At 71.9% G+C, this 22,614-nt stretch carries 18 protein-coding genes; 11 read left to right on the top strand and 7 right to left on the bottom strand.

Annotated elements, in window-relative coordinates; translation table 11 throughout:
- Nucleotides 1-8: 8 nt before the first annotated feature.
- Nucleotides 9-1,394 carry an ABC transporter substrate-binding protein gene (locus tag FRCN3DRAFT_RS0204085; protein WP_007508590.1) on the bottom strand — a complete coding sequence of 462 codons (1,386 nt, stop codon included), beginning with the start codon at nt 1,392-1,394 and terminating at the stop codon, nt 9-11.
- Between the two features lie 383 nt (nt 1,395-1,777).
- Between FRCN3DRAFT_RS0204085 and FRCN3DRAFT_RS0204090 the strand changes: the two genes are divergently transcribed.
- Nucleotides 1,778-2,197, top strand: coding sequence for a hypothetical protein (locus FRCN3DRAFT_RS0204090; protein WP_007508589.1), 420 nt, complete (start codon nt 1,778-1,780; stop codon nt 2,195-2,197).
- 165 nt (nt 2,198-2,362) lie between these two features.
- Here FRCN3DRAFT_RS0204090 and FRCN3DRAFT_RS0204095 read toward each other — a convergent pair whose 3' ends face one another.
- Nucleotides 2,363-3,292, bottom strand: coding sequence for an LLM class F420-dependent oxidoreductase (locus FRCN3DRAFT_RS0204095; protein WP_007508588.1), 930 nt, complete (start codon nt 3,290-3,292; stop codon nt 2,363-2,365).
- A gap of 290 nt (nt 3,293-3,582) precedes the next feature.
- On the opposite strand from FRCN3DRAFT_RS0204095, the gene FRCN3DRAFT_RS0204100 reads away from it, so the two are divergent.
- From FRCN3DRAFT_RS0204100 to FRCN3DRAFT_RS0204110, 3 genes are all read left to right on the top strand, one after another.
- Nucleotides 3,583-4,815 (top strand): YncE family protein, encoded by a 1,233-nt coding sequence (locus FRCN3DRAFT_RS0204100; RefSeq protein ID WP_007508586.1) that lies wholly within the window; start codon nt 3,583-3,585, stop codon nt 4,813-4,815.
- Between the two features lie 53 nt (nt 4,816-4,868).
- Entirely contained in the window at nt 4,869-5,630 is a 762-nt protein-coding gene (locus FRCN3DRAFT_RS0204105; RefSeq protein ID WP_007508584.1) for an SDR family NAD(P)-dependent oxidoreductase, read from the top strand.
- A gap of 235 nt (nt 5,631-5,865) precedes the next feature.
- Nucleotides 5,866-7,095: an IS110 family RNA-guided transposase gene (locus FRCN3DRAFT_RS0204110; RefSeq protein ID WP_027140234.1), complete on the top strand. Its 1,230-nt coding sequence runs from the start codon at nt 5,866-5,868 to the stop codon at nt 7,093-7,095.
- A 168-nt stretch (nt 7,096-7,263) separates the two neighbouring features.
- On the opposite strand, the gene FRCN3DRAFT_RS0204115 is transcribed toward FRCN3DRAFT_RS0204110, so the two are convergent.
- The 5 genes from FRCN3DRAFT_RS0204115 to FRCN3DRAFT_RS42565 all read right to left on the bottom strand — a co-directional run bounded on the left by FRCN3DRAFT_RS0204115 (nt 7,264) and on the right by FRCN3DRAFT_RS42565 (nt 14,182).
- Nucleotides 7,264-8,145 (bottom strand): TIGR03854 family LLM class F420-dependent oxidoreductase, encoded by an 882-nt coding sequence (locus FRCN3DRAFT_RS0204115; RefSeq protein ID WP_007508582.1) that lies wholly within the window; start codon nt 8,143-8,145, stop codon nt 7,264-7,266.
- A 184-nt stretch (nt 8,146-8,329) separates the two neighbouring features.
- Nucleotides 8,330-8,785: a MarR family winged helix-turn-helix transcriptional regulator gene (locus FRCN3DRAFT_RS0204120; RefSeq protein ID WP_007508580.1), complete on the bottom strand. Its 456-nt coding sequence runs from the start codon at nt 8,783-8,785 to the stop codon at nt 8,330-8,332.
- A gap of 248 nt (nt 8,786-9,033) precedes the next feature.
- The gene (locus tag FRCN3DRAFT_RS0204125) at nt 9,034-9,846 is read right to left on the bottom strand and encodes an SDR family NAD(P)-dependent oxidoreductase (protein ID WP_051466126.1); all 813 of its coding nucleotides are present in this window, start codon (nt 9,844-9,846) and stop codon (nt 9,034-9,036) included.
- Nucleotides 9,847-9,880: 34 nt separating this feature from the next.
- Nucleotides 9,881-10,945, bottom strand: coding sequence for an NAD(P)H-dependent amine dehydrogenase family protein (locus tag FRCN3DRAFT_RS0204130; protein WP_035926193.1), 1,065 nt, complete (start codon nt 10,943-10,945; stop codon nt 9,881-9,883).
- A 354-nt stretch (nt 10,946-11,299) separates the two neighbouring features.
- Nucleotides 11,300-14,182 (bottom strand): non-ribosomal peptide synthetase, encoded by a 2,883-nt coding sequence (locus tag FRCN3DRAFT_RS42565; protein ID WP_007508575.1) that lies wholly within the window; start codon nt 14,180-14,182, stop codon nt 11,300-11,302.
- Nucleotides 14,183-14,705: 523 nt separating this feature from the next.
- Here FRCN3DRAFT_RS42565 and FRCN3DRAFT_RS53860 point away from each other — a divergent pair.
- From FRCN3DRAFT_RS53860 to FRCN3DRAFT_RS0204170, 7 genes are all read left to right on the top strand, one after another.
- Nucleotides 14,706-14,852 carry a hypothetical protein gene (locus tag FRCN3DRAFT_RS53860; protein WP_198535936.1) on the top strand — a complete coding sequence of 49 codons (147 nt, stop codon included), beginning with the start codon at nt 14,706-14,708 and terminating at the stop codon, nt 14,850-14,852.
- On the top strand, nt 14,849-15,478 hold the full coding sequence (locus FRCN3DRAFT_RS0204145; RefSeq protein WP_007508570.1) for a hypothetical protein: 630 nt from the start codon (nt 14,849-14,851) through the stop codon (nt 15,476-15,478). The genes FRCN3DRAFT_RS53860 and FRCN3DRAFT_RS0204145 overlap by 4 nt, the downstream gene beginning before the upstream one ends.
- A gap of 298 nt (nt 15,479-15,776) precedes the next feature.
- Nucleotides 15,777-17,540, top strand: coding sequence for a hypothetical protein (locus FRCN3DRAFT_RS0204150; RefSeq protein WP_232793916.1), 1,764 nt, complete (start codon nt 15,777-15,779; stop codon nt 17,538-17,540).
- A gap of 291 nt (nt 17,541-17,831) precedes the next feature.
- Nucleotides 17,832-19,829, top strand: a complete 1,998-nt coding sequence (locus FRCN3DRAFT_RS0204155; RefSeq protein WP_051466127.1) for a serine/threonine-protein kinase — start codon at nt 17,832-17,834, stop codon at nt 19,827-19,829.
- 109 nt (nt 19,830-19,938) lie between these two features.
- A complete protein-coding gene (locus FRCN3DRAFT_RS0204160; protein ID WP_007508564.1) occupies nt 19,939-20,742 on the top strand; it encodes a class I SAM-dependent methyltransferase in 804 nt (267 codons plus the stop codon).
- 344 nt (nt 20,743-21,086) lie between these two features.
- Complete coding sequence (locus tag FRCN3DRAFT_RS0204165; protein WP_007508563.1) at nt 21,087-21,611, top strand: OmpA family protein; 525 nt, start codon at nt 21,087-21,089, stop codon at nt 21,609-21,611.
- On the top strand, nt 21,608-22,417 hold the full coding sequence (locus FRCN3DRAFT_RS0204170; RefSeq protein WP_007508561.1) for a hypothetical protein: 810 nt from the start codon (nt 21,608-21,610) through the stop codon (nt 22,415-22,417). Before FRCN3DRAFT_RS0204165 ends, FRCN3DRAFT_RS0204170 begins: the two co-directional genes overlap by 4 nt.
- Nucleotides 22,418-22,614 lie beyond the last annotated feature (197 nt).

The following is a 22,614-nucleotide window of genomic DNA, read 5'->3' on the forward strand; positions in this document are numbered from 1 at the left end:
GAGCGGCGTCAGCCGGTTGGCGTCGACGAGGGCGCGGATGCCAGCGGGACCAGGCTGCCGCAGGTGAGCTTCGTAGCGACCTGGTACTGGTGCTGGCTGAGCTGGGCCATCGCGAAGCACGGCGGGGACGTGGCGTGGTTGAGCGGCCACCGGCTTTCCGCGACGGTGTCCTGCACGTAGTAGGAGAAGTCGCCACTGTTGAGCTTCTTCAGGAAGGAGTCGGCGGTCAGGTCGCGGCCCGTCGCCGTCAGCGCCGCGACGAACATGTCGGCCGACCAGTAGCCGGCCATCGCCGGCAGGGTGAGCGGCTGGTCCGGGGCGTACTGCGCGAAGTCCGCCTTCAGCTGCCGGATCGCCGGTGTGTCGGCCTCCGGGACGGCGAACTGGAGCAGCGTGTGCGCGCCGTCGAGGGCGTCGAGGCTGGTCAGCCGCGGGTCGTAGCCGACGGCGTTGATCGTGTCGCCCTTGTACCCGTTGGCCTTGAGCGCCTCGGTCACCTTGGTCGTCGACTCGAAGTCGCCGGGGAAGATGACCAGATCCGGCGGACCGCCCTTGTTCGACGTCATGATGTCGCCCACGATCGCGGTCGCGTCGTTGAGGCCGGACAGCGGGATCGGCGACTTGTCATAGGACACGGGGATACCGGCGAGCCGGACGCCCCGTGCCACGGCGTCGACGCCCGCGCGCGAGGCGTCCGTGTCCAGCCCGATGACGGCGACGGCCTTCGTCTTCGCCTGCTCCACCGGGCCGAGCACCGAGGTCACCATCAGGCCCCAGGTGGTCGCGTCGACCTTCGGCCGGTCGGGCAGCAGGCAGCCGGTGATGCCGAAGCCGTTCGCGGTGTCGCAGAAGCCCCCGCCGATGCCCCAGCCGAAGAACGGCACCCGCTGCGCGCAGAAGACGTCGAGGAAGTTCGAGAACACCGTCGCCACCGGGACGACGGCGAAGACCTGGTCCTGCTCGACCAGCGCGTGCGCCTGCTGGCCGTTGCGCGCCGGGTCCAGCGCGTCGTCCTTGACGCCGACGAAGTCGATCGTGCGCCCGGCGACGCCGCCGGCGGCGTTCGCCCGCTGGAAGCGCACCTTGGCGCCGACGTCGATGCCGGCCATCGAGCTGGTGGCCGGGCTGGTGATGACGGCGAGCCCGCCGACCTTGACCGAGGTGTCGGTGATCCCCCGGGTCGGGTTGGTCGCCGCGCCGGCGCACCGCAGCGAGGAGGCGTCGACGCTGAAGCCGTTCGCGTCCCAGCCCTTGGGCGGGCCAGGGGTGAAGTCCGCGAGGTCGACCGTCCGCCCAGGGTCGCCCGAACCGCCGGACTCGCCCCCGCCGCAGGCGCTGGCCGCCGCCAACGCCGCCACGACCATGACCGCCGCGGCCGTCCGAACAGGTCGCATCGACCCCCCCTTCGCTGTGACCTTCAGGACACTCCCGCCCCCCACGGCCGCCTTCAGGCCACCCGCGCGCGGGCCAACCGCCCGAATGGTGCCAATCGAAGCAAGCTCGAAAAATGTCCGCCGATGGTGACCTTTGTCGCTAATTCGCGATGCCCGTTCGATCCGACACGGAGCGTGACGGAAATGTGGTGGGTTCTAGGCCTTTAGGCCCAGGCGCCCAGAGTCCTTGGACCGCGCTGCGGGCGGATCCCGCGCGCCTGACGCGTCCCGGATGCGGGTATGGACACAGCGAACGAGATGCACTTCACTAGGCCTTCCACTTGCCTATGAGGTGCGTCACAATCGGGCTCAAGTAGGTCGAACGGTCAACCCGAGGAGGGGCCGTGGAGCAAGCGCAGGACCGAGCGGTCGCGACCGCGGTCGCGTCCGGTAGCAGTGTGATCGTCGGTCTGCGCGCGGGTGACCCCGGCGAGCTCGCGGATGTCCTGCTGGCAGCCGAGCTCGCGGTGCGGACCGGCTCGAGGCTGGTGGTCGTGGCGGAACGTGACCGATGGGCCCGGTTCGCCCGCTGGACCTCCGGCATGTACTGCGCCTTCGGGATGGACGGCGTGGCGCAGGCGTCGCACACCGCCGAGCGCGCCGTCCAAGACGACCTCTACGAGCGGGTAACCGGCGTGGTCAGCCTGGTGCCGGTCGAGTGGACGATGGTGTGGGCATCCGGCTCGGCCGCCCGGGCAGCCGTCCGCTACGCCCGCCGGAATCCCACCGTCTTAGTCATGTTCCGCCCGACAGCGGGACGCTAGGGCTGCTGGCGGGCGGCCGCCCGCCAGCAGCGACCGGTAGATCACCACCTCCGCGTCGTCGCGGTCGCGGATTCGGCCAGACCGCGACCGCGACGACGCGGTCGCGGTCGCGGTCGCGGTGATCGTGAAGGGCCGCGAGCCGGGCGGATTCGCGCTGCCCGGGACCTAGACGTGTGGGCGGACCTCGGCGGCGAGCAGGGCGATCTGGTCGAGGTCGTCCATGTCGAGAACCTGGAGGTAGACGCGGTCCGCGCCGATCTTGGCATAGGCGCCGATCTTCTCGACCAGCTCCGCGGGGGTGCCGGCCAGGCCGTTCTCCCGCAGCTCCGGCAGCTGCCGGCCTACCGCCTCGACCCGCCGCGTGAGCTCGGCCTCGTCCCGTCCACAGCAGGTCGTGAGGGCCACCGAGCGCTTCAGGCTGCCCGGGTCGCGCCCGATCTCCTCGCAGGCCCGCCTGGTCTGGTCGAACAGCCGGGCGGCCTCCGCCACGGGCTTGAAGGCCGCGTTGTACTCGTCGGCGTACCGAGCGGCGAGCCGCGGCGTGCGCGCCGGTCCGGACCCGCCGATGATGATCGGCGGCCGCGGCCGCTGGGCCGGCTTCGGCAGCCCCGGGTTGTCGGTGACCGAGTAGTACCGGCCCTCGTACCCGAAGGTCTCGCCGACCGGGGCCGTCCACAGGCCGGTGATGATCTCCAACTGCTCGGTGAGCCGGTCGAACCGCTCACCGAGTGCCGGGAAGGGGATCGCCTGCGCCTGGTGCTCGGCCTCGAACCAGCCGGCGCCGAGGCCGAGCTCGACGCGCCCGCCACTCATCTCGTCCACCTGGGCGACGGAGATCGCGAGCGGCCCCGGGTAGCGGAACGTGGCGCTCGTCAGCAGTGTGCCCAGGCGGATGCGACTGGTCTGGACGGCGAGCCCGGCGAGCGTCACCCAGGAGTCGGTGGGGCCGGGTCCCGGGTCCCCGCCGCCGATCCGCAGGTAGTGGTCGGAGCGGAAGAAGGCGTCGAACCCGCCCTCCTCGGCGGCCCGCGCGACGCCGAGTTGCTGGGCATACGTGCTGCCCTGCTGCGGCTCGACAAAGATCCGAAGGTCCATGCCTTCCTGCCTACCATCGCCGCCGGACGCACGGGTGTACAGCGGCCGTTCTTTTCGCGACGTGACGCCGGTCGCCGGGGCGGTCACGGGGCGTATTCACCTGGCCGCGCGGCGGTCGGGGCCCAGGCGCGCGACGATCGGCGGCCGCGCCGCGCGGCGGACGGCGGCCGGGCACGCGGACGACGTCCGCGGGACACGGCGCGGATGCATGACAGCGAGCCCAGAGACGGCAAAGCTGACCGACTGTGCGTCGCCAGCGGTATGCGGAAGATGTATTCCGATTCAGGTTCGTGAGGCGCGCGTGCCCCGCCCGGCGCGCGCGGGTCGACCTCCGAGCGGCGATCGTCACCGCGGCGTTCGTCGCCGCCGTGACGACCGGCTGCTCGGACGACGGCGTGCCCGGCGCCGGCGCGGACGCCCACACCGCCGACGCCGCCGGCATGGGCACCATGACCATGCCAGCCGGCACGACGACGCCCCCGGCGGGCACCTCGGCGGGCACCTCGGCGGGCGTGCCGCCCGCGGGGGCTGGCGGGCGCGGCATCTACGCCCACACCGGCCCGGGCGACCTGAGCCCGGAGGTCACCGGCCAGCGCTCGCTCGTCTACGTGCCGAACAGCGACGGCGACACGGTGACGGTCATCGACCCGAAGACCTTCAAGGTCATCGACGAGTTCACCACCGGCGCCAAGCCACAGCACGTCGTGCCGGCCTGGGACCTGTCGACGCTGTATGCCACGAACAACATCGGTAACAGCCTCACACCGATCGACCCGGTCACCGGCCGGGTCGAGGGCCCGAACATTCCCGTCGCCGACCCGTACAACATGTACTTCACCCCGGACGGGGCATACGCGATCGTCGTCGCCGAGGCTCAGCAGCGGCTGGACTTCTACGACGCGCACACCTGGAAGCTCCACCGCCAGCTGTCGGTGACCTGTCCCGGCGTCGATCACATCGACTACTCGGCCGACGAAAGCTACCTGATCGCCACGTGCGAGTTCTCCGGGAAACTCGTCAAGGTCGACTGGAAGAACCAGCGGGTGCTCGGCTACCTCACGGTCGGCGGGATGCCGCAGGACATCAAGCTCGACCCCCAGGGCGAGGTCTTCTACGTCGCCGACATGGACCAGAACGGCGTCCATCTGATTGATGGCGAGGACTTCCGCCAGATCGAGTTCATGCCTACCGGAAAAGGTGCCCACGGCCTCTACCCGAGCCGCGACGCCAAGGTGCTGTACGTCTCCAACCGCGGAGAAGGAACGATCTCGCTGATCGACTTCGCCACCAGGAAGATCGTCGACCGCTGGCGGATCCCGGGCGGCAGCCCGGACATGGGCGGTGTCTCGGTCAACGGCGACGTCCTGTGGCTCTCCGGCCGCTACAACCGCGAGGTCTACGCGATCTCCACCAAGAACGGCGAGCTGCTGGCCCGCATCCCGGTCGGCGCCGGCCCGCACGGCCTGTCGGTCTGGCCCCAGCCCGGCCGCTACTCCCTCGGCCACACCGGCATCCTCCGCTGACCGGAACGGGCAGAATCGCGGAAGGCTCAGTCCTAGAAGATCGGTGGGGAAGCATGTCCGTGCTTGACCGCTTTCGGCTCGATGGACGGGTCGCCATCGTCACCGGAGCGTCCGCCGGGCTCGGCGTCGCGTTCGCTAAGGCGCTCGCCGAAGCAGGCGCCGACGTCGCCCTCGGGGCTCGCCGGGAGGACCGGCTCAAGGAGACCAAGGCGCTGGTGGAGGCGGCCGGCCAGCGGGCCGTCGCGGTGCGGACCGACGTCACCGAGCCGGCCGACTGCCAGGCGCTGGTCGCCGCGGCGATGGCCGAGTTCGGCCGGGTGGACATCCTGGTGAACAACGCGGGCATCGGCACCGCCGTGCCGGCCACCCGGGAGACCCCCGAGCAGTTCCGCTCCGTCGTCGACCTCAACCTGAACGGCTGCTACTGGATGGCGCAGGCCTGCGGCCGGGTCATGAAGCCGGGCAGCAGCATCGTCAACATCTCCAGCGTCCTCGGCATCACGACCGCGGGCCTGCCCCAGGCGGCGTACTCAGCCAGCAAGGCGGGCCTGTTCGGCCTGACCAGGGACCTGGCGCAGCAGTGGGGCACCCGCAAGGGCATCCGGGTGAACGCGCTCGCCCCCGGCTTCTTCGCCACCGAGATGACCGGCCAGTACTCCCCCGGTTATCTGGAGGCCCATACGCCCCGCCGGCTGCTGGGCCGCATCGGCGACCCCGAGGAGCTGGCCGCGGCGCTGCTCTTCCTCGCCAGCGACGCCGGCGGCTTCGTCACCGGCCAGGTCCTCACCGTCGACGGCGGCTTCTCCATCACCTAATGGGGCTGCACCGGTTCTATCCGTGATGGATTGGTGTCCGAGCCGCCAGCGGTCGAGCACTCGTTTCGCCAGGCCTGATGATCGAGGTCTAGTCCTAGATCGTGTCGCCGCTGGTTCGCTGGGAGGGTGAGACGACCGGTGGGATGTCGTGCCGTCGAGCACTGATCCATTAGGGTGTGCGCGATCCTTCCCGAAGGCTCTGTTGAATGATCGACAGCTGGGAAGGGAACCGGGGTTGCTGTTCGTCGGGGATGACTGGGCCGAGGCCCATCACGACATCGAGATCCAGGACGAGACCGGCCGGCGGCTCGTGCGCCGTCGGCTGCCGGAGGGCGTGGCCGGGATCGCCGAGCTGCACGGCCTGATCGCCGACCATCTGGGCGATGGGGACGAGCCTGCGGCGGTGGTGGTCGGGATCGAGACCGACCGTGGGCCGTGGGTCGGCGCGCTGGCCGCGGCCGGCTACCAGGTCTATGCGATCAATCCGCTGTCCGCGGCCCGGTACCGGGAACGGCACGTCACCTCGGGGGCGAAAAGCGACGCCGGCGACGCGAAGGTGCTCGCGGACCTGGTCCGCACCGACCGGGCCAACCACCGGCCCATCGCCGGGGACAGCGAGCTCGCCGAGGCGGTCAAGGTCCTGGCCCGCACGCACCAGAACCTGATCTGGTCGCGCCAACGGCAGGCGAACCTGCTGCGCTCGACGCTGCGGGAGTTCTACCCGGCCGCGCTGGTGGCGTTCGGCGGTGAGCTGTCCGGCCGTGACGCCCTGGCCGTCCTGGAGATCGCCCCCACCCCGACCCGAGGCCGGGGACTGTCGACGGCGCGGATCGTCTCCGCGCTACGCCGCGCCGGCCGCCAGCGCTACCTCGACAGACGTGCCGGACAGATCCGCGACGCCCTGCGCACCGACCAGCTGGCGGCGGCGCCGCTGGTCGCCGACGCCTACGGCCACACCGTGACCGCGCTGGTCGCCGTCCTGGCCACCCTCACCACCCAGATCGAGCAGGTCGAAAGCGAGCTGGCCCAGTGTTTTGACCAGCACCCGGACGCGAGGATCCTGCTCTCCCAGCCAGGGCTGGGAGCGGTCCTCGCCGCCCGGGTGCTCGCCGAGTTCGGAGACGACCCCGATCGCTACACCGACGCCAGGGCCCGCAAGAACTACGCCGGCACCGCCCCGATCACCCGCGCCTCCGGCACCCGGCGGATCGTGCTCGCCCGCGTCGCGGTCAACAAACGACTACGCGACGCCCTCTACCTGCAGGCCTTCGCCGCGCTGGGCGTCTCTCCAGGAGCGAGGGCCTACTACGACGCCCACCGCGCCCGCGGCGCCACCCACCACCAGGCCCTACGCGCACTGTCGAACCGGCTCGTCGGCATCCTCCACGGCTGCCTACGCCACCACACCCCTTACGACGAAGCCACCGCCTGGCCCAGCCAGACCGACCAGAAGATCGCCGCTTGACAGTTAGAACCGTGGGATATCTAGGGCCTCCCCCACCGATTCGCTATGCCGGAGCCACAGCCCACCTGTACGGCCAGCCCTTCGCACTCGGCAGCCAATCGGCGGGGACCCCGCGGAAAACTCAAGGCAGAAAGACGAACCGCTCGCAGGGCGGAAGGGCCGCGGTGGTCAGGTCTGGAGCGGCATGAGCTCGCGGGCGAAGTCGTCGAGGAAGCCGGGCAGGCTCTCGGCCGGGAGCGCGGGGTAGATCACGAACTTGCTGACGCCGGCGGCCACGTAGTCGGCGATCGACGCGCGGGCGGCGTCCCAGCCGACCGGGATGAACACGCCCGGGTCGACGTCCGGCCGCCGGGCCCGGATGCCGGCCAGCTGCGCCGGCGGGACCTCGTCGAAGGCGACCCGCAGGCTCAGGCCGAAATGCTCCTGATCGATCTCACGGCCCGCCTCGGCCGCCGTCGCGTTGATGACCTCGATGCCGGCCGCCGCGTCGGCCGGGGTGACGAGGCTCGCGAGCCAGCCGTCACCGAGCCGGCCGATCCGGCGCAGCGCCGCCGGGGCTGCGCCCCCGAGCCACAGGTCGAGCGGGCGGGCCGGCAGCTCGCCGATCCCGATGGCGTCCAGGTGGAAGAACTCGCCGTGGTGGGTGACGGACTCCTCGACGAGCAGCCGGCGCACCACCGTCAGCGCCTCGTCGAAGACATCGCCGCGGCGGCCCGGCGGCACCGGGAACGCGCTGCGCTCGGAGGCACGCGCCGGCCCCAGCCCGACGACCGGCAGCACCCGGCCCGGCGCGAGCGCGGCCAGCGACGCGACCTGCTTGGCGAACAGCGCGGGGTTGCGGCCCGGCAGCACGGCCACGCCGGTGCCGACCTTGAGCCGGTTCGTGCGCGCCAGCGCCCAGGCCATCCCCATCATCGGGTCGACGGTGGGCGACGAGAGCTGCTCGGACAGCCACAGCGAGTCGATACCCAACTGAGCGATCTGCTTGACCAAGCTGGACAGCTCATCGCCTGGAACCCCGCCGAACCCAACCCCGATCCGGACCTTCATACGCTCCCCCACCGATCTGCCAGATCGTCGCGTCGACACCGCTCGGCACAGTCGCCAGGTGTCAACGACCGGGCAGATCGCAGGCTTCCCTGATCGCCGACCTCCCAGATCACGACCTTCCAGATCGGCTCCGCCGATCCGGCAGGAACCCCGTCCGCCGATCCGGGAGGGACCCCGTCGCCTGTTACGGCTCGCCGTCGCGTTCGGCGATCGGTCGGGCGCGGCTGGTCAGCCGGATGAGGAACTCCCGGAACGCCTCCTTCTCGGCGGCGTCGAACACCGACAGCAGGTCCTCCTCCACCTGGTGGGCGTGCGCCACAGCCTCGTCCGCGACGCGGACGCCTTCGGGAGTGAGATAGGCCCCCAGCGAGCGCCCGCCCTTCGCGTCGGGGCGACGTTCGATCAGGCCGCGCCGTTCCAGGGTCGCCAGGGACAGCTGCGCCGCCTGCGGAGTGATGAAGTTGCGGCGGGCGAGCTCGGCGCCGGACAGCCCCGGGGTGCCGCTCAGATGTCGCATGACACCGATCTGCTCCGACGTGACGTTCTCGACGCTCACCGCGTCGTTCAGCGTTCGGCGCCAGTGGTGGAATGCCCGCTTGAGCAGCCAGGTGATGTGTTCCTCACCGTCCACGACGATCATCTTCACCGTCCGGCCTGTAGGCGGGCGAAGCGCCGCGGATGACGTTCGGTCACGGCGCTCTCGGCCCTCAGTGTGCGCTGCTCAGCGTCGCCACATGCTAGGTGAGGCCCGAGGTCGTGAAACGGCGGGCCTGGTCGGGTGGGTGGGGCCCGGAGCCAGCACTTGCGGCCCCGGGCCAAAACGCTCTCCGTCGATGCGCATCTCCGTTGGCGCGCATCAACGGAGATGCGCTCTCGGTCGGCGCGCCGTCAGTTGGCGCGCTGTCCGCCGAACATCGCGCGCATCGTCTCGGCGGCCTGCCGGCGGGGCATCGCGGCAAGCTCGGTGAACGCCGGCAGGAGCCGGGGCGGGACGAGGACGGGGCCGTCCGTGATGTTGGCCAGCGCGAAGGTCGCGATGTCGTCCGGGTCGTCGACGACCTGGCCCTCGGTGACAGGCCCGGCCGCGAGGGCCCGGGCGGGCGTGTCCGTCGAGCCGACCACGAGGTACGCGACGTCGAGCCCGTCGGGTCCCGCCTCGGTCCAGAGGCCCTCGGCGAGGATCTGGGTGAACGCCTTGCCGGCGCTGTACATGGCCCGGGCCGGGCCGCCCGCGCTGCCGGCGAGGGAGCCGACAAGGATGATCCCGCCGCGCCCGCGCGGCAGCATGCGCGCCCCGAAGTGATGAGCCAGCGTCGCGTGCGCCAGCGGGCTGGACCGCACGTTCCGGCGGACGTCGTCAGCGTCCAGCCCCAGGAAGGGGCCGCTGCCGAAATAGCCGCCGATGTTGCTGACCAGCAGCCCGACGGCCACGTCGTCGGAGACCTTCCGGATGTGGTCGAGCAGGTCCGGCGCGGAGATGTCCACGGAGAGCGTGCGTACCTCGACGCCGCACTCGGCGCGGATCTCGGCGGCGGTCCGCTCCAGCGGTCCTTCCCGCCGGGCCAGCAGGATCAGGTTGAGTCCCGCCGCCCCCAGCTGGCGGGCGAAGGAGGCGCCCAGACCCTCCGATCCGCCCGTGACGAGCGCCCACGGGCCGTACCGTTCGACGGAGATCATCGGATTGCCGCCCGTCCGCTCCACTCGTTCCACCCGCCGGCCCGCCCGGTCGACGGCATCAGGACTCCGCCGTGGCGACGGCGAACGTCGGAATGATCGGCGGGAGCTCCACCGTGGTCCGGATGCCCGGCGGGGCCTCGACGATGTTCGGAATTGCGTTCACGAGAATGTAGGCGTTGTAGCCGGGCTGGACGGGGCCGTACGCGTCGCCCTGGGCGAAATGAATGTCGACCTCGAACGGCGGGTCGCCCTCGATGACGACCCTCCAGCCGGAGTCACGCACCGGCAGCGGTGGGTCGAGGTCCGGCGAGACATACCAGATGGGGTGGAACGTCATGAGCGGCCTGCCGGCGCGCCGACCGGTGATCTCGAAGTGCCACGCGGCCACCGTGCCGGCTTTGATGGTGGTCACGGCGACCTGCTCGTCGTGTGTGGCGACGGCCACCGAACCGGTCGCGGTGAAGTCGTCGATGGAAAGCCCGACGGCCTCCGCCAACTGGAGGAACGGCTTGCCGAAATCGTCCCGGAGAGTGTCCGCCGTGGCCTGCAGATCCATGGCCGCCGGATCGCCGCCGAACATCATGTCGATCATCTCGGGCGAGTTGCGAGTCCTCATGTCCGCGAACTCGTAGATGGTGAGCGAGTCCAGGCGGCGCATCATCGCCAGGAACGCCAGCGGCAGCTGCTCGGTGATGAAACCCGGGCTCGGTCCCGTCGCGTAGAGCGACGACTGGCCGCGTTCGCACGCCTCCTCGAGCAGCTTCCGGTCGGCCGGGCCCAGGCTGGCGGGGTGCCGGTAGGCGTACTCGTCGGTGACGATGGTGATGACGTTCGCGCCCGACCCCAGTAGCTGGGCGATTTCCTCGATCTTGGAGCCGTCCGACAGAGGCATGTAAAGGACGCAGTCCGGCCGGGCCGCGATGATGTCCTCGATGCTCTGTGTGGCAATGACTCCGGTCGGCGCCACGCCGGCGATGTCGCCGGCGTCGCGACCAGCCTTCTCGTCGGAGTACACGTAGACGCCGACGAGGTCGTACAGCGGGTGCTCGATGACGCCTCGTAACGCCTTGACGCCCGAATGTCCCGTGGCCCACTGCGCGACCCGGTACCGTCTTGCGACCATCGCGATCACCACCTTCTGCATGCGAGTTGCGCGGCCGGCGGACCGGCGGCAGGCGGCTCGGTCCGGTGTCGGCCGGCCGGAAAGCGTGGATCGGACGCTACCGGCGCGACCTCGCCGTTCGCAAGCACTTGATATAAAGCACTTGATGATGATGTCGCGTCTGGCCGGCGGGGCACGCCGAACCGGTGCCCTCCGACCTGGTCAGCGAAGAGATCCGGCGGGTCGAGGCACGAGGTCGAGGTAGGGGTCGCGACAGGGCGAGGTCGCGGAAGGGCGAGGTCGCGGAAGGGCGAGGTCGCGGAAGGGCGAGGTCGCGGAAGGCGGGGTCGAGCCGGCGACCTCGAGCCGACCGCCCTAGCTGACGCCGTCGATCTGAGCGAGCCGCTCGCGGATGTCGTCGGCGAGCTGGCCGATGAGCGGCTCGCGCAGCACGTTGTCGTGGTTGCCCAGGACCGTGCGCGCGACCGCGTCCTGCCCGGTGAGCAGCGGCGCCCACAGCCCTTCCACCGGGCGCAGGCCGCCGTCGATCACCTCGTTCGAGGCCTGCCACAGCAGCGCGCGGCCGGTCCACGGCCGCGGCCGGTAGGTCATCGTGAGGATGCGGCCCTGGTTGAAGAAGACGTCGTACTGGCGCATCCCGGGGAAGCGGACGACACCCGTCAGCGGAAGCCGGGCGAACTGGCCGGCCCGGTCGGCGACGACCCGCAGCGCGTCCGCCGGGCCGCGCGTACCCTCGCGCGGCTGGTGCGAGGGGCTGCCGTCGAAGACCGGCCCGGCCCACTCGCCGGCGCCGGGCGTGTGCCGCTTCGACGGCACGAGCGCCCCGCCCCTGGACAGGCGCATCCGGCCGGGCGGGGCGCTGTCGACGATGGTCAGCAGCGCGACCTCCTCCCCGGCCGCGCGCAGTTGGTGCGCCGCCTCGAAGGCGACCAGGCCGCCGAAGGAGTGCCCGAGCAGCAGGTAGGGGCCGGCGGGTTGCAGCAGCCGGATGTGGCGGGCGTGCCGGCGCGCGATCGCCCTGACCGACCAGTCGGGGACGCCGCGCCGCTCGAGCCCGTGCGCCTGCAGCCCGTAGACCGGGCGCTCGCCGCTGAAGTTCGCCGCGAGCGAGAGCATCGCGATCGCGAGCCCGCCCGCGCCGGCGAAGCAGAACAGCGGCGTCCCGGCGCCCCCGGTGCGCAGCGGCATCACGTCGGGGTGGCGCAGCGTGTCGGCGTCGGCGGACGAACGCGAGACGAACGCGGTGAGCTCGGCGACCGTCGGTGCCTGCGCCAGCGCCGAGGTGGGCAGCCGCACGCCCAGCTCGCTCGCCAGCCGGGCGGCGACGTCCTGCGCGGCCAGGGAGTCGCCGCCGAGCTCGGTGAAGTCGTCGTGGATGCCGACGGTGTCCAGGTTGAGGACCCGCGCCCAGATGCTCGCGACGGCCTCCTCCCAGTCGTTGCGCGGCGGGTCGCCGGCCAGGGCGGGCGGCGCGGGCGGCAACGCCATCCGGTCGACCTTGCCGCGCTCCGTGCGCGGCAGCACAGAGAGCGTCACGATCGTCGCCGGCACCATGTACGAGGGCAGCCGGGAGCGCAGCAGCCGGCGGATCGCCGCCGCGGACGGGAGGCTGTCCGGTGACGGCACCACGTAGGCGACCAGCCGGGGCGGGTCGGCATTCTTGTCCGCCACCACGACGGCGTCGGCGACCTCGCGCGCGGCCAGCAGCGTCGATTCGACCTCGATCGGCTCGACCAGGTAGCCACGGATCTTCACCATGCCGTCGAGGCGCCCGGTGATCCGCAGCTGGCCGTCGGGGCCGAACCGACCCATGTCGCCGGTCCGGTAGTAGGCGACGCCGTTCTCGTCGACGCCGAACCGCGTCGCCGTCTGCTCCTCGTCGCGCCAGTACCCGCCGGACAGGTACGGGCAGTAGATCATGATCTCGCCGGCCTCGCCGGGGCCCGCCTCCGTACCCAGAGGAGCCACCGGGGAGCGGTCCTCCCGCAGGAGCCGGACCTCCTTGCCCGGCAGCACCCGACCGGCCGGGACGACGCCGCCGTCGGGCACCTCGTCGTCGCGCGCGATCAGGCCGAGCGTGGTGAGGCCGGACTCCGAGGAGCCGTAGGTGGTGATGATCCGCGCGTCGGCCGGCAGAAGCGGGCGCAACAGCCGGACGTCGCGGGCGTAGAGCGCCTCGCCGACCGTCTGGGCGTAGCGCAGCCCGTCGAGCACCTCGCCGGGGGAGAACGCCCCGACGACGCCCCGCAGCAGGGACGGGGTGGCACAGAGGAGCGTCGGGCGCTCCTCGCTCAACCAGGCCGGCAGGTCACGCAGACCGCGGACCCTGGGGTCGTACATCGACAGCGTCGCCCCGGCCAGCAGGGTTCGGAAGATGATGCTCATCCCGGAGATGAAGCTGTACGGGAGCAGCAGCACCTGACGGTCGTCCGGACCGAAGTCGACGGCGTGCTGGAATACCTGGTGGTGGAACAGGAAGGTGCTGTGGTTCCACACCACGCCCTTCGGCACCCCGGTGGAGCCGGACGTGAAGATCAGCATTGCCGGGTCGCGGCCCTCCCGGCGGGGGGCGCGGACCGCCGGGCGGGCGGCGGCCGCCGGGTCCGGGCCGTCCAGGCGGTCGAGGCCGAGGCCGTCGAGGCCGTCGAGGCCGTCGAGGCCGAGGCCGTCGAGCGTGCTGGCGCGCCGGGGCTCGTAGCCGGTGCCGGGGCGCTCGCCGACCGGGAACGGCTCGACCCAGGGCGGGAGCAGGCCGGCCAGGTCGAGCGTCGCGTCCGACTCGTCGGCCAGGCCGCCGGTGCCGCCGACGACGGGACCGGCGGAAGGGCCCGCGCACACGCACAGATCGGCGCCGGCGAGCTCGAGGATCCTTGCCATCCGTTCGGCCGGCAGGTGCCCGTCCAGCGGCACGAATGGCCGACCGGCCTTGAGAATGCCGATCATTGCGACAACGGCGGCCGGATCATGCCCGAAAAGCAGCGCGACCGGGCGGGAAGCGTCCGTTGTCGTCTTGGAACGGTCCAGTAGCCGGTTAGCCAGATCGTCGGACCAGCGGTCAATCTCACCAAAGGTGAGAGTTCCACGATGTGACCGCAGCACTACCTCGTCGGCGCACTGACGCGCGACCAAATGAAACCGTTCGAGGACGTTCGCGTCCACCTCGTCCGCGGCTAATGGCGGCACCCACGCCCGCGGGCGCGTGACCCCCGGAGCCGCCGGCCTCGACGTCGCCGTCACGCAGGACCTCCGCAGTTTTCTCCGCCCGCCATTAACCAGGGCCGACGGCTACATATAGCACAGACAGGTCATTGTGGAAACGAGGATGACTATCCAGTTACGGCACCTTAAGTCCTATTGCGATGTAGAAGATGAAGCCCGCGCACGGCACGTTCGACCCGCGCCAGACCAGCGACCCACGTAAAGCACATATTTCGCGCAATTTTCGGCAAGCTCACCGCGATCAAGTCGTGCCCCGGGCGACGCCCGCCGCTTGATCGCCACCTGCGCCCTCCGGTGGCTGTCATCCAGCCCCGTTCGCGACCATCCGAGGGCGGAAACCACGATCATGCGGCCGACAGGGCGGTGGCACGGGCCGAGGACGGCGAGGCGCGGGAGGGAGCGGGAGGACGGGAGGGAGCGGGAGGACGGGAGGGAGCGGGAGGACGGGAGGGAGCGGCGGTGGCGCGGGGCTTCGGCGGATCCGAAAGATCGACGGGTGAAGGCGATTGACCGGTCACCGGTCGGGACCGACCCTGGAAGCATGGGTGACATCGGTAAGCCGGAACGCATCGTCGAGGACGAGCCGATCTCCTGGCCGGACGAGGAGCCGCTGACCGTACCGGCCGAACCGCTCCAACCCGCCGAGCCCGTCCCGGCCGGGGCGACAACGGGCGCCAGCGGGCGATGAGCCTGCTGGGCTGGCGGCAGTGGGCCGTCGACCGCGCCGGGCTGCTCCGGCCGGCCTGGACGCCCTGGTCGCCCCATCCGCCCGAGCTGCTGCTGTGGCGGGCGGACGGCCTCACCCGCGCCCACTGCCTGCGCGGCCCCCACGACCGGCCGCCCGGCGAGCGCCCCGAGCGCCCCGAGCGCCCCGAGCGCCCCGAGCGCCCCGAGCGCCCCGAGCGCCCCGAGCGCAGCGAACACTCCAGGCACAGCGCGCACAGCGGGGAAGGCGAGGACGGCGAGGACGGCGAACCCGGGATGCCGCCCGACCCGGGCGAGTTCGGCGGGTCGGGCTCAGGCGGCATCCCGGACCAGGGGTGCGGCTGCGGGCTGTATGCCTGGCGCGATCCCACGGAGCTGGCGGGGGCGCCGCGTCCTCGCTGGACGTCGCTGCCGATCGTCGTCGGCGTCGCCCGGCTCGGTGGACGGATCATCGTCGGCGAGCGCGGCTACCGCGCCGAGCTCGGCTACCCCGTGGCCGTCCTCGACCCCGTCGGCGTCGTCGCCACGGCCTACCAGCTGGCCCGCTACCGCGAATGGCGCGCCCTGGTCTCGGAGTGGCACCCGGGCACCTCCACCGCGGCCGCCTAAGGACTTCTTGATCAATTTAGGTTACCGAAAGCGACCAATCCCCCCTTACCGGTAAAGTTCCGGGCGACGCGCCGCGGGTGACGGCGCGCGTATGGCCATGCGAGGCCTGCCTGGGGGTGATATGTCCGCCACCGACGAGCGTCCGATCGCCGCCGCCCACGACGGACACGTCCCGTCGACCACGGCCGACCAGCCCATGGCCGACCAGCCCCTGGCCGACTCGGCCACCGCCATAGCGCCAGCGTCGGCACCGACGTCGGCCCGGACGTCGACGTCCACCGCGCCGATGCCCAGGCCCGTGAGTCCCTCGCCGCTCGGAGCGGGCAGCCGGCCGGCCGGGTCGGGGCATCGGCGCCGCGACCCCCGACGGCTGCCGCGCTGGCCGTTCCTGTTCGTCGGCTACTGCGCGCTGGCCACGCTGATGCTGCGCTCGCTCTGGGTGGATCCGGGCGGCCGCGGCTACGGCGTCTCGGACGCGACGTTGTTCAGCTGGTACATCGGCTGGGTCCCGCATGCCATCGGCCATGGGATGAACCCGTTCGTCAGCGACATGATCAACGCACCGGACGGCGTCAACATCCTGTGGAGCACGCCGGTGGTGCTGCTCGCCGTCCTGGTCGCGCCGGTGACGCTGCTGGTCGGGCCGGTGGCGGCGCTGAACACCCTGCTCACGCTCGCCCCGGCCGTCTCGGCCATCGCGATGTACGGCGTGGCCCGCCGGTGGGTGGGAACCGGGCCGGCGGCCGTCGCCGGCCTGATCTACGGCTTCAGCCCGTACATCGTCGGCGCCTCCCTCGGCCACCTGCACCTGACGTTCGCGCCGTTCCCCCCGATCCTGCTGGCCCTGCTGCACGACCTGCTCGTGCGCGGCCGTGGCGCGCGGCGCACCGGTCTGCTGCTCGGTCTCGCCGTCGCGGCGCAGGCGCTCATCAGCGAGGAACTGCTGGCGACCTCCGCGTTGGTGGGGGCGCTGGGCCTGCTGATCCTGGCCGCACACCACCGCTCGGCGGCGCTGGCGAAGGCCGGCCAGCTCGCCCGGATGCTGGGCTGGTGCGCGCTCGTCTCCGCCGCGCTGCTCGCCTGGCCGTTGGCGGCGCAGTTCTTCGGGCCGTACCGGGTCCATGGGGCGATCCAGCCGCATGATGTCGCGGTCGCCGACCTGTTCACCATCGTCGTGCCGACGCCGCTGCAGTGGCTGGCGCCGGACCAGGCGCTCCACCACAGCCTCGGGTTCACTGGCAACGCCGTGGAGGTCAGCGGCTACCTGGGCGCGCCGCTGGTGGTGCTGCTCGTGGTGCTCGCCGTCCGGCTGCGTCGAGAACCGCTCGTCCGGGTGCTCATCCCGCTGTTCCTGCTGGTCGCGTTGCTCTCGCTCGGCGGGCACCTGCACGTCGACGGCCGGATCACCCGGGTCCCGCTGCCGTGGGCCGCCCTCCAGCGGTTGCCGTTGCTGGGCAGCGCGCTGCCGGCCCGGCTGTCGCTCTACCTGACGATGTTCGCCGGGCTGGCGCTCGCGATCTGGCTGGAGCAGCTTCGCTTCCGGCCGTGGCGGCGGCGCGCGGGCGCGGCGGTGCTCGCCGCCGCCGCGCTGGTCCCGCTCGTCCCGGCGTCGCTGCACGCCCGCGAGATGCGGACGCCCGAGTTCTTCACGACGGCGGCGGTGGACGTGATCCCGCGCGGCTCGACGGTGCTGGTAGCGCCCTACCCGCGGCCGGACACCCCGGCCGCGATGCTCTGGCAGGCCGAGGCCGACTATCGGTTCAGGCTCGCGGGCTGCTACTGCACCGTCCCCGCGCCGAACGGCGGGGCACAGTTCCACGGCGATCCGAGCCCGCTGACCACCGCCGTGCTGCGGGTGGAGGCGGGCACGCTGACGCCGGCCGAGGCGCTCGCGCTGCCCGGCCTGCGCGAGGCGTACGGTGCGCTGCGGCCGGACGCCGTCCTCGTCGGCCCGGGGCGCAACCGGGCCGCGCTGGTCGAGCTGGTCAACGGCCTCACCGGCCACCGCCCGGTCGACGAGCCCGGTGACGTCGCGCTCTGGGCGGAGACATTCCGGCCCTGACGCCCGCCGCCGGCCGCCGGCCGCCGGCCGCCGGCCGAGGACTTTCGGTCACGCACGAAAGTTGCGCCACTGAGTGACGAGTCAGATTCATGACGTAGGCATAGGTCGGCGCGCCGCGTGAGCTGGGATGGGCGCTGACGACTGTTCCGGGAAGACGCGAGAAGCTGTCCGTGACGGCTGCCCAGATTGCCGTCCGGGATGATGAAATGGCCGCGGGGAACGCCCGTTCGGGCCCGCGGGGCGGGGAAAGCTCGCCCGCCGGGCCGCGGCGGTACACGTCCCAACGCTGTTATGGGGGGTGACGTGACGGCCGGTCCAGGCGCAATCCGAGTAGTGGCGGGACGTTATCGGCTTCTCGCTCCGCTGGGCGCGGGCGCGATGGGGACCGTCTGGCGCGCCTTCGACCAGCTCCTCGACGCCGAGGTCGCGCTCAAGGAGATCGAGTTCGCCGGCGGGGTGCCCGACGAGGAGCGCGCCGACCGGGTCGAGCGCGCGCTGCGCGAGGCCAGGCACGCGACGAAGCTGCGCGCCCACCCGCACGTCGTGACGATCCTCGACGTCGTCCTGGAGGACGGCCTGCCCTGGATCGTCATGGAGCTGGTGCCGTCCCGGTCGCTGTTCGACGTCGTTCGCGAGGACGGGCCCCTGCCGCCGGCCGAGGTCGCCCGCGTCGGCCTCGCGATGGTCGACGCGCTCTCGGCCGCCGGTGAGTTCGGCGTCATCCACCGCGACGTCAAACCGTCGAACGTGCTGATGGCGCACGACGGCCGCGTCGTCCTCACCGACTTCGGGATCGCGACCGCCGACGGTGATCCGACACTGACCGTGACCGGCGTTATCGGCACCCCGCTCTACATGGCCCCGGAACGGCTGAACAACGAGCCAGCCACATTGGAAGCTGACCTTTTCAGCCTTGGCGGCACTCTTTACTTCGCGGTAGAAGGTCAGGCCCCGTTCGCGCGGGAAAGCTTCAGCGCGATGCTCGCGGCGATCGTGCTCGCCCCGGCGCCACGGCCCCAGCACGCGGGACCGATCACCGCCGCGCTGCTCGGCCTGCTGGAGAAGAACCCAAGGACGCGGATGCGCCCCGCCGCGGCTCGACAGATCTTCCTCGACACGATCCGCGCGGTCGACCCAAGCTATGTGGACGTCGACGCGACGGCGACCACGCCCCGCCGGATCCGTGACGCGACCGTCGACATCCCGCCCACCCGGGTGCACGGCGGGACCGACCACCCGTCGGCGGACCGGGGCGTGCCGGGCCCGTCGCCGGCGGCGGCCGCCGCCTCCGTCGCCTCCCGCTCCTCCGCCGCCGGCCGGGCGGGCGGTGACCCCCGTCCCCAGCCGACGGGAACCCGGCCGCTGCCGCCCGCCGAGCTCACCGCGCTCGAGGAGGACGGCGCGATCGCGCTGCGCTGGGCGCCGTCGCCCACGCCCGGCGTCGTCTACCGGGTGTTCCGCCTGATCGCGGACCCCGCCGCCCCGGGCGGCTGGCGCTCCCGCGGGCTCGGCACCACCGGGGTCACCGAGCTGTTCGACGCGGGAGCCCCCAAGGGTGTGCCGTTTCGCCATCAGGTCGTCGCGACCTTCCGCGACGCGACCGGGCACTCGGGCGGCGGCGGTGGCACCAGCCAGGAGCCGTCGCCGGCCGCGTCGGTCCCGGTCAGCACCGAGCCCCGCATCCTCGTGCCCAGCGTGACGGCGCTGCGCGCCGACCTCGTCGGCGACTCGGTCGCGCTGTCCTGGCGCCCGATCCCCGGCCACAACGAGGTCGTCATCGAGCGGATCTTCGACGAGGCGTCGTCCTTCCAGGGGGCGATGCGCCGGTTCCGCGGGTCCGGCGGCCAGTACCTCGACAACGACGTCCAGGCCGGCGCGACCTACCGCTACCGCGTCTGGGTGGCCCCGGCCGTCGCCAGCGTCCTGTTCGACCCGTCGAGCTGCGCCGAGGTCACCGTCACCGCGGTGGCCCTCCCCCGCCCCGTGACCGACCTGGAGTGCCGGGCGACCCTGGCCGGGATCGCGCTGCGCTGGACGACGGTGCCCGGCGCCGTCGTCCAGCTCTACGCGACGCCGGTGGCGACGGGGTCGGGCCTGTCTGGTACCGGGCCGTTCGGGCCCGCGGGCCACGAGGTGCGCCGCGGCTCGCTGGAGGGCCGGGCCCGGTTCGTCGGTGAGAGCCGACGGGGCCGGTTCCTCGACCCCGAGGGCGGTTCGGGCGTCGTCTACACCCCGGTCAGCGTCGCCGGCGAGCGCGCCGTGATCGGCGCGGCCGTCACCCAGGTATGACGGCCAGGCAGGCGGCGTCCTGGCGGCCTCGACCCTGGCCCGGGGCCCGCGGACCGGCGGCGCGCCGGCCACCGGCAGGCGGCCGGCGCCCGCGCGGGAGACTGGCCCGGTGAGCGACGCGGCGCTGGTGCGCTACGAGGAGGTCGACGAGGCGACGGCGCGGACGGCGAGCCGGCGCTACTGGGAGGACGAGGCGAGCGCCTACCAGCGCGAGCACGGCCACTTCCTCGGCGACGTCGACTTCTGCTGGTGCCCGGAGGGGCTGCGCGAGTCCCAGGTCCGCCTGCTCGGCGACGTCGCCGGCCGCCGGGTGCTCGAGGTCGGCTGCGGGGCGGCACAGTGCGCCCGCTGGCTCGCCGCGCGGGGCGCCCAGGTCGTCGGCGTGGACATCTCCCTGGGTCAGCTCACCCACGGCGCCGAGCTCGGCCGGCGTACCGGGATTCCGGTGCCGCTGGCCCAGGCGGACGCGACCGCGCTGCCCATCGCCTCCGAGTCGGTCGACCTCGCCTGCTCGGCGTTCGGCGCCGTGCCGTTCGTGGCGGACAGTGGCGCGGTCATGCGCGAGGTCGCCCGAGTGCTGCGGCCCGGCGGGCGCTGGGTGTTCTCGACCAACCACCCGATGATCTGGTGCCTGCCGGACGAGCCGGACGAGGCCGGGATGCGGGTCATCCAGAGCTACTTCGACCGGCGCGCCTACCTGGAGCGTGACGACTCCGGCCGGCCGGCCTACGTCGAGACGCACCGGACCATGGGCGACCGGGTCCGCGAGATCGTGGCCGCCGGGCTCACGCTGCTCGACGTCGTCGAGCCGGAGTGGCCGGAGGACAACCGCGAGGTCTGGGGTCAGTGGGGCCCCGTCCGCGGCCACTACCTCCCCTCCACCGCGATCTTCGTCACCGCCAGGCCGCGCTAGGCCCGAGCAAAGACCGGACCACCTCGCCTGGCACCTCTGCCTCGGCGCCGCGGGCGTACCGCCGAGATCAACGCATCGCACCAGGTCACCGGGGATGTGAGCCCCTCACGACGGACGCTTCGGGGGACCGGCTAACGTACTTCATGGCGAAGAGTCGCACTGGCCCCACTCAACCCCTGAGTGACCCATTCGACAACGACGCCCGCTTCTGCCCCACTTGGAGAACAACGAGCCGGCCTGCCGCAGGCCGATCCGGCTTGCCCCGTTATGTTTGGCCCCGCGTTCGCAGTTAGGGGCTGACTGTGTACCACGCCAACCTCACTACCGGGGAGGAATCGCCCACGATGCGACTCACCCCGGTAGTTCGTCTACGCGCCGCGGCCGTGCTGGCCGCCGGCGCGCTCGTGGTCACGGCTGCCGGTTGCTCGACCAGCGCCGACGACACGGCCTTTACTCCGGCCGCGACGGGGACCCGGGCGAAGCCAACCATCGTCCCCAACGAGCTGCCGCCGATCGGCAAGTTCATCAGGCAGTCCGACGGCAGCCAGGTGACGACGGTGAGCTCGGACTATCTGTTCGACGTCGGCAGCGACCAGCTGCTGCCGGAGGCGACCCAGGCCCTCGCCGAGATCGTGCCGACCCTGCGCGAGCACGCCGGAGAGATCCAGATCGTCGGTTACACCGATGGTCTCGGCTCCACCGACGCGAACCTGGAGTTGTCCAGGCGCCGCGGCGACGCGGTGAAGGCAGTCCTCGTCGGGGACGGCATCGACGGCTCGGTCCTTCAGGTTGTCCCGAAGGGTGAGGATGGCGCGCAGGACGGCGTGCCGGACTCCACCCGCCGCAAGGTGGAGATCGTCCTCAAGTGAGCACCCTCAACGCCACCCGCCTGCGTAGCCGGCTCGCCATGACCCTCGCCGGTCTGCTGGTTCTGATGCCCGTGCTGGCTGGCTGCGACCTGAACAGCCTCCTCGGCAAGAAGGCTGGCGACTGCTCGGCCTACCAGGAAAAGACGACGAAGAAGGGCGCGACGAGACCCCTTCTCCTCGTCCTGCTGGACCTGTCCAACAACTCCGCCGCCACCGGCGAGCAGGTCGCGACGGCCATGCGCCCCTACATCGACATAGCGCTCGCCAATGGCCAGTACGTCAAGGTCATCGCCAGTGGCGGCACCGGCACCGGCATGAAGACCTTCCCCTGCTTCGCCGGCGACAAGCCGTTCCTCGTCAAGCGCGCCAACAGCACTCGGCAGGCCAAGGACCGCGGCAAGGGCGGCGAGGCGCTGCAGACGGAGTTCAGCCACGTCGTGCAGGAGACCCCGGTCGGCGCGACCGGCAGCGTCACCAGCCTGCTTGGCGCCGTCAACGACGACATCCAGTCCTTGCGCAACACCCCCGGCGTGAAGCTCGGCGACGTCACGGTGGTCGTCTGGAGCGACCTGATGGGCACCGGCGAGCAGGGCGACTGCATGAACCTGGACAACAAGCAGGCGACCGTGGGCGTGGCCGAGGGCATCGTCGAGCGCTGCTTCGCGACTTCACAGATCAGTGCCGTCAAGGACGCCAAGATCCGGTTCATTGGCACGAGCCAGGGGGACCTTACGGCCCCCCAGCAGGATCTTTCGCGCTACCTGAGAGGCGAACTGTGTCGGCGGTTGAGCAGTGACTGCAGCTAGCCGCCCGGCGGCCACCGTGAGCCGCGTGGTTTCACCCACCAGGGTGACACCACGCGGCCTTGCCGTCGGCGGGACCAAACCGGCCGCCACGGGCTACGCACGCATCAGGGCCACCCAGCCAGCAACAGGCGCGCTGCCACGCCGCCTGCACGCCGCCGGAGGCCTCATCACTGAGGGTTATGGACCGGAGGCACCGG

The organism is Pseudofrankia saprophytica, assembly GCF_000235425.2.
Taxonomy (GTDB): Bacteria; Actinomycetota; Actinomycetes; order Frankiales; family Frankiaceae; genus Pseudofrankia; species Pseudofrankia saprophytica.

Excerpts from the sequence above, each read along its gene's own strand:
- FRCN3DRAFT_RS0204085 (WP_007508590.1), bottom strand. The coding sequence starts at position 1,394 with ATGCGACCTGTTCGGACGGCCGCGGCGGTCATGGTCGTGGCGGCGTTG.
- FRCN3DRAFT_RS0204095 (WP_007508588.1), bottom strand. The coding sequence starts at position 3,292 with ATGGACCTTCGGATCTTTGTCGAGCCGCAGCAGGGCAGCACGTATGCC.
- FRCN3DRAFT_RS0204105 (WP_007508584.1), top strand. The coding sequence starts at position 4,869 with ATGTCCGTGCTTGACCGCTTTCGGCTCGATGGACGGGTCGCCATCGTC.
- FRCN3DRAFT_RS0204115 (WP_007508582.1), bottom strand. The coding sequence starts at position 8,145 with ATGAAGGTCCGGATCGGGGTTGGGTTCGGCGGGGTTCCAGGCGATGAG.
- FRCN3DRAFT_RS0204120 (WP_007508580.1), bottom strand. The coding sequence starts at position 8,785 with ATGATCGTCGTGGACGGTGAGGAACACATCACCTGGCTGCTCAAGCGG.
- FRCN3DRAFT_RS0204130 (WP_035926193.1), bottom strand. The coding sequence starts at position 10,945 with ATGGTCGCAAGACGGTACCGGGTCGCGCAGTGGGCCACGGGACATTCG.
- FRCN3DRAFT_RS53860 (WP_198535936.1), top strand. The coding sequence starts at position 14,706 with ATGGGTGACATCGGTAAGCCGGAACGCATCGTCGAGGACGAGCCGATC.
- FRCN3DRAFT_RS0204145 (WP_007508570.1), top strand. The coding sequence starts at position 14,849 with ATGAGCCTGCTGGGCTGGCGGCAGTGGGCCGTCGACCGCGCCGGGCTG.
- FRCN3DRAFT_RS0204155 (WP_051466127.1), top strand. The coding sequence starts at position 17,832 with ATGGGGGGTGACGTGACGGCCGGTCCAGGCGCAATCCGAGTAGTGGCG.
- FRCN3DRAFT_RS0204165 (WP_007508563.1), top strand. The coding sequence starts at position 21,087 with ATGCGACTCACCCCGGTAGTTCGTCTACGCGCCGCGGCCGTGCTGGCC.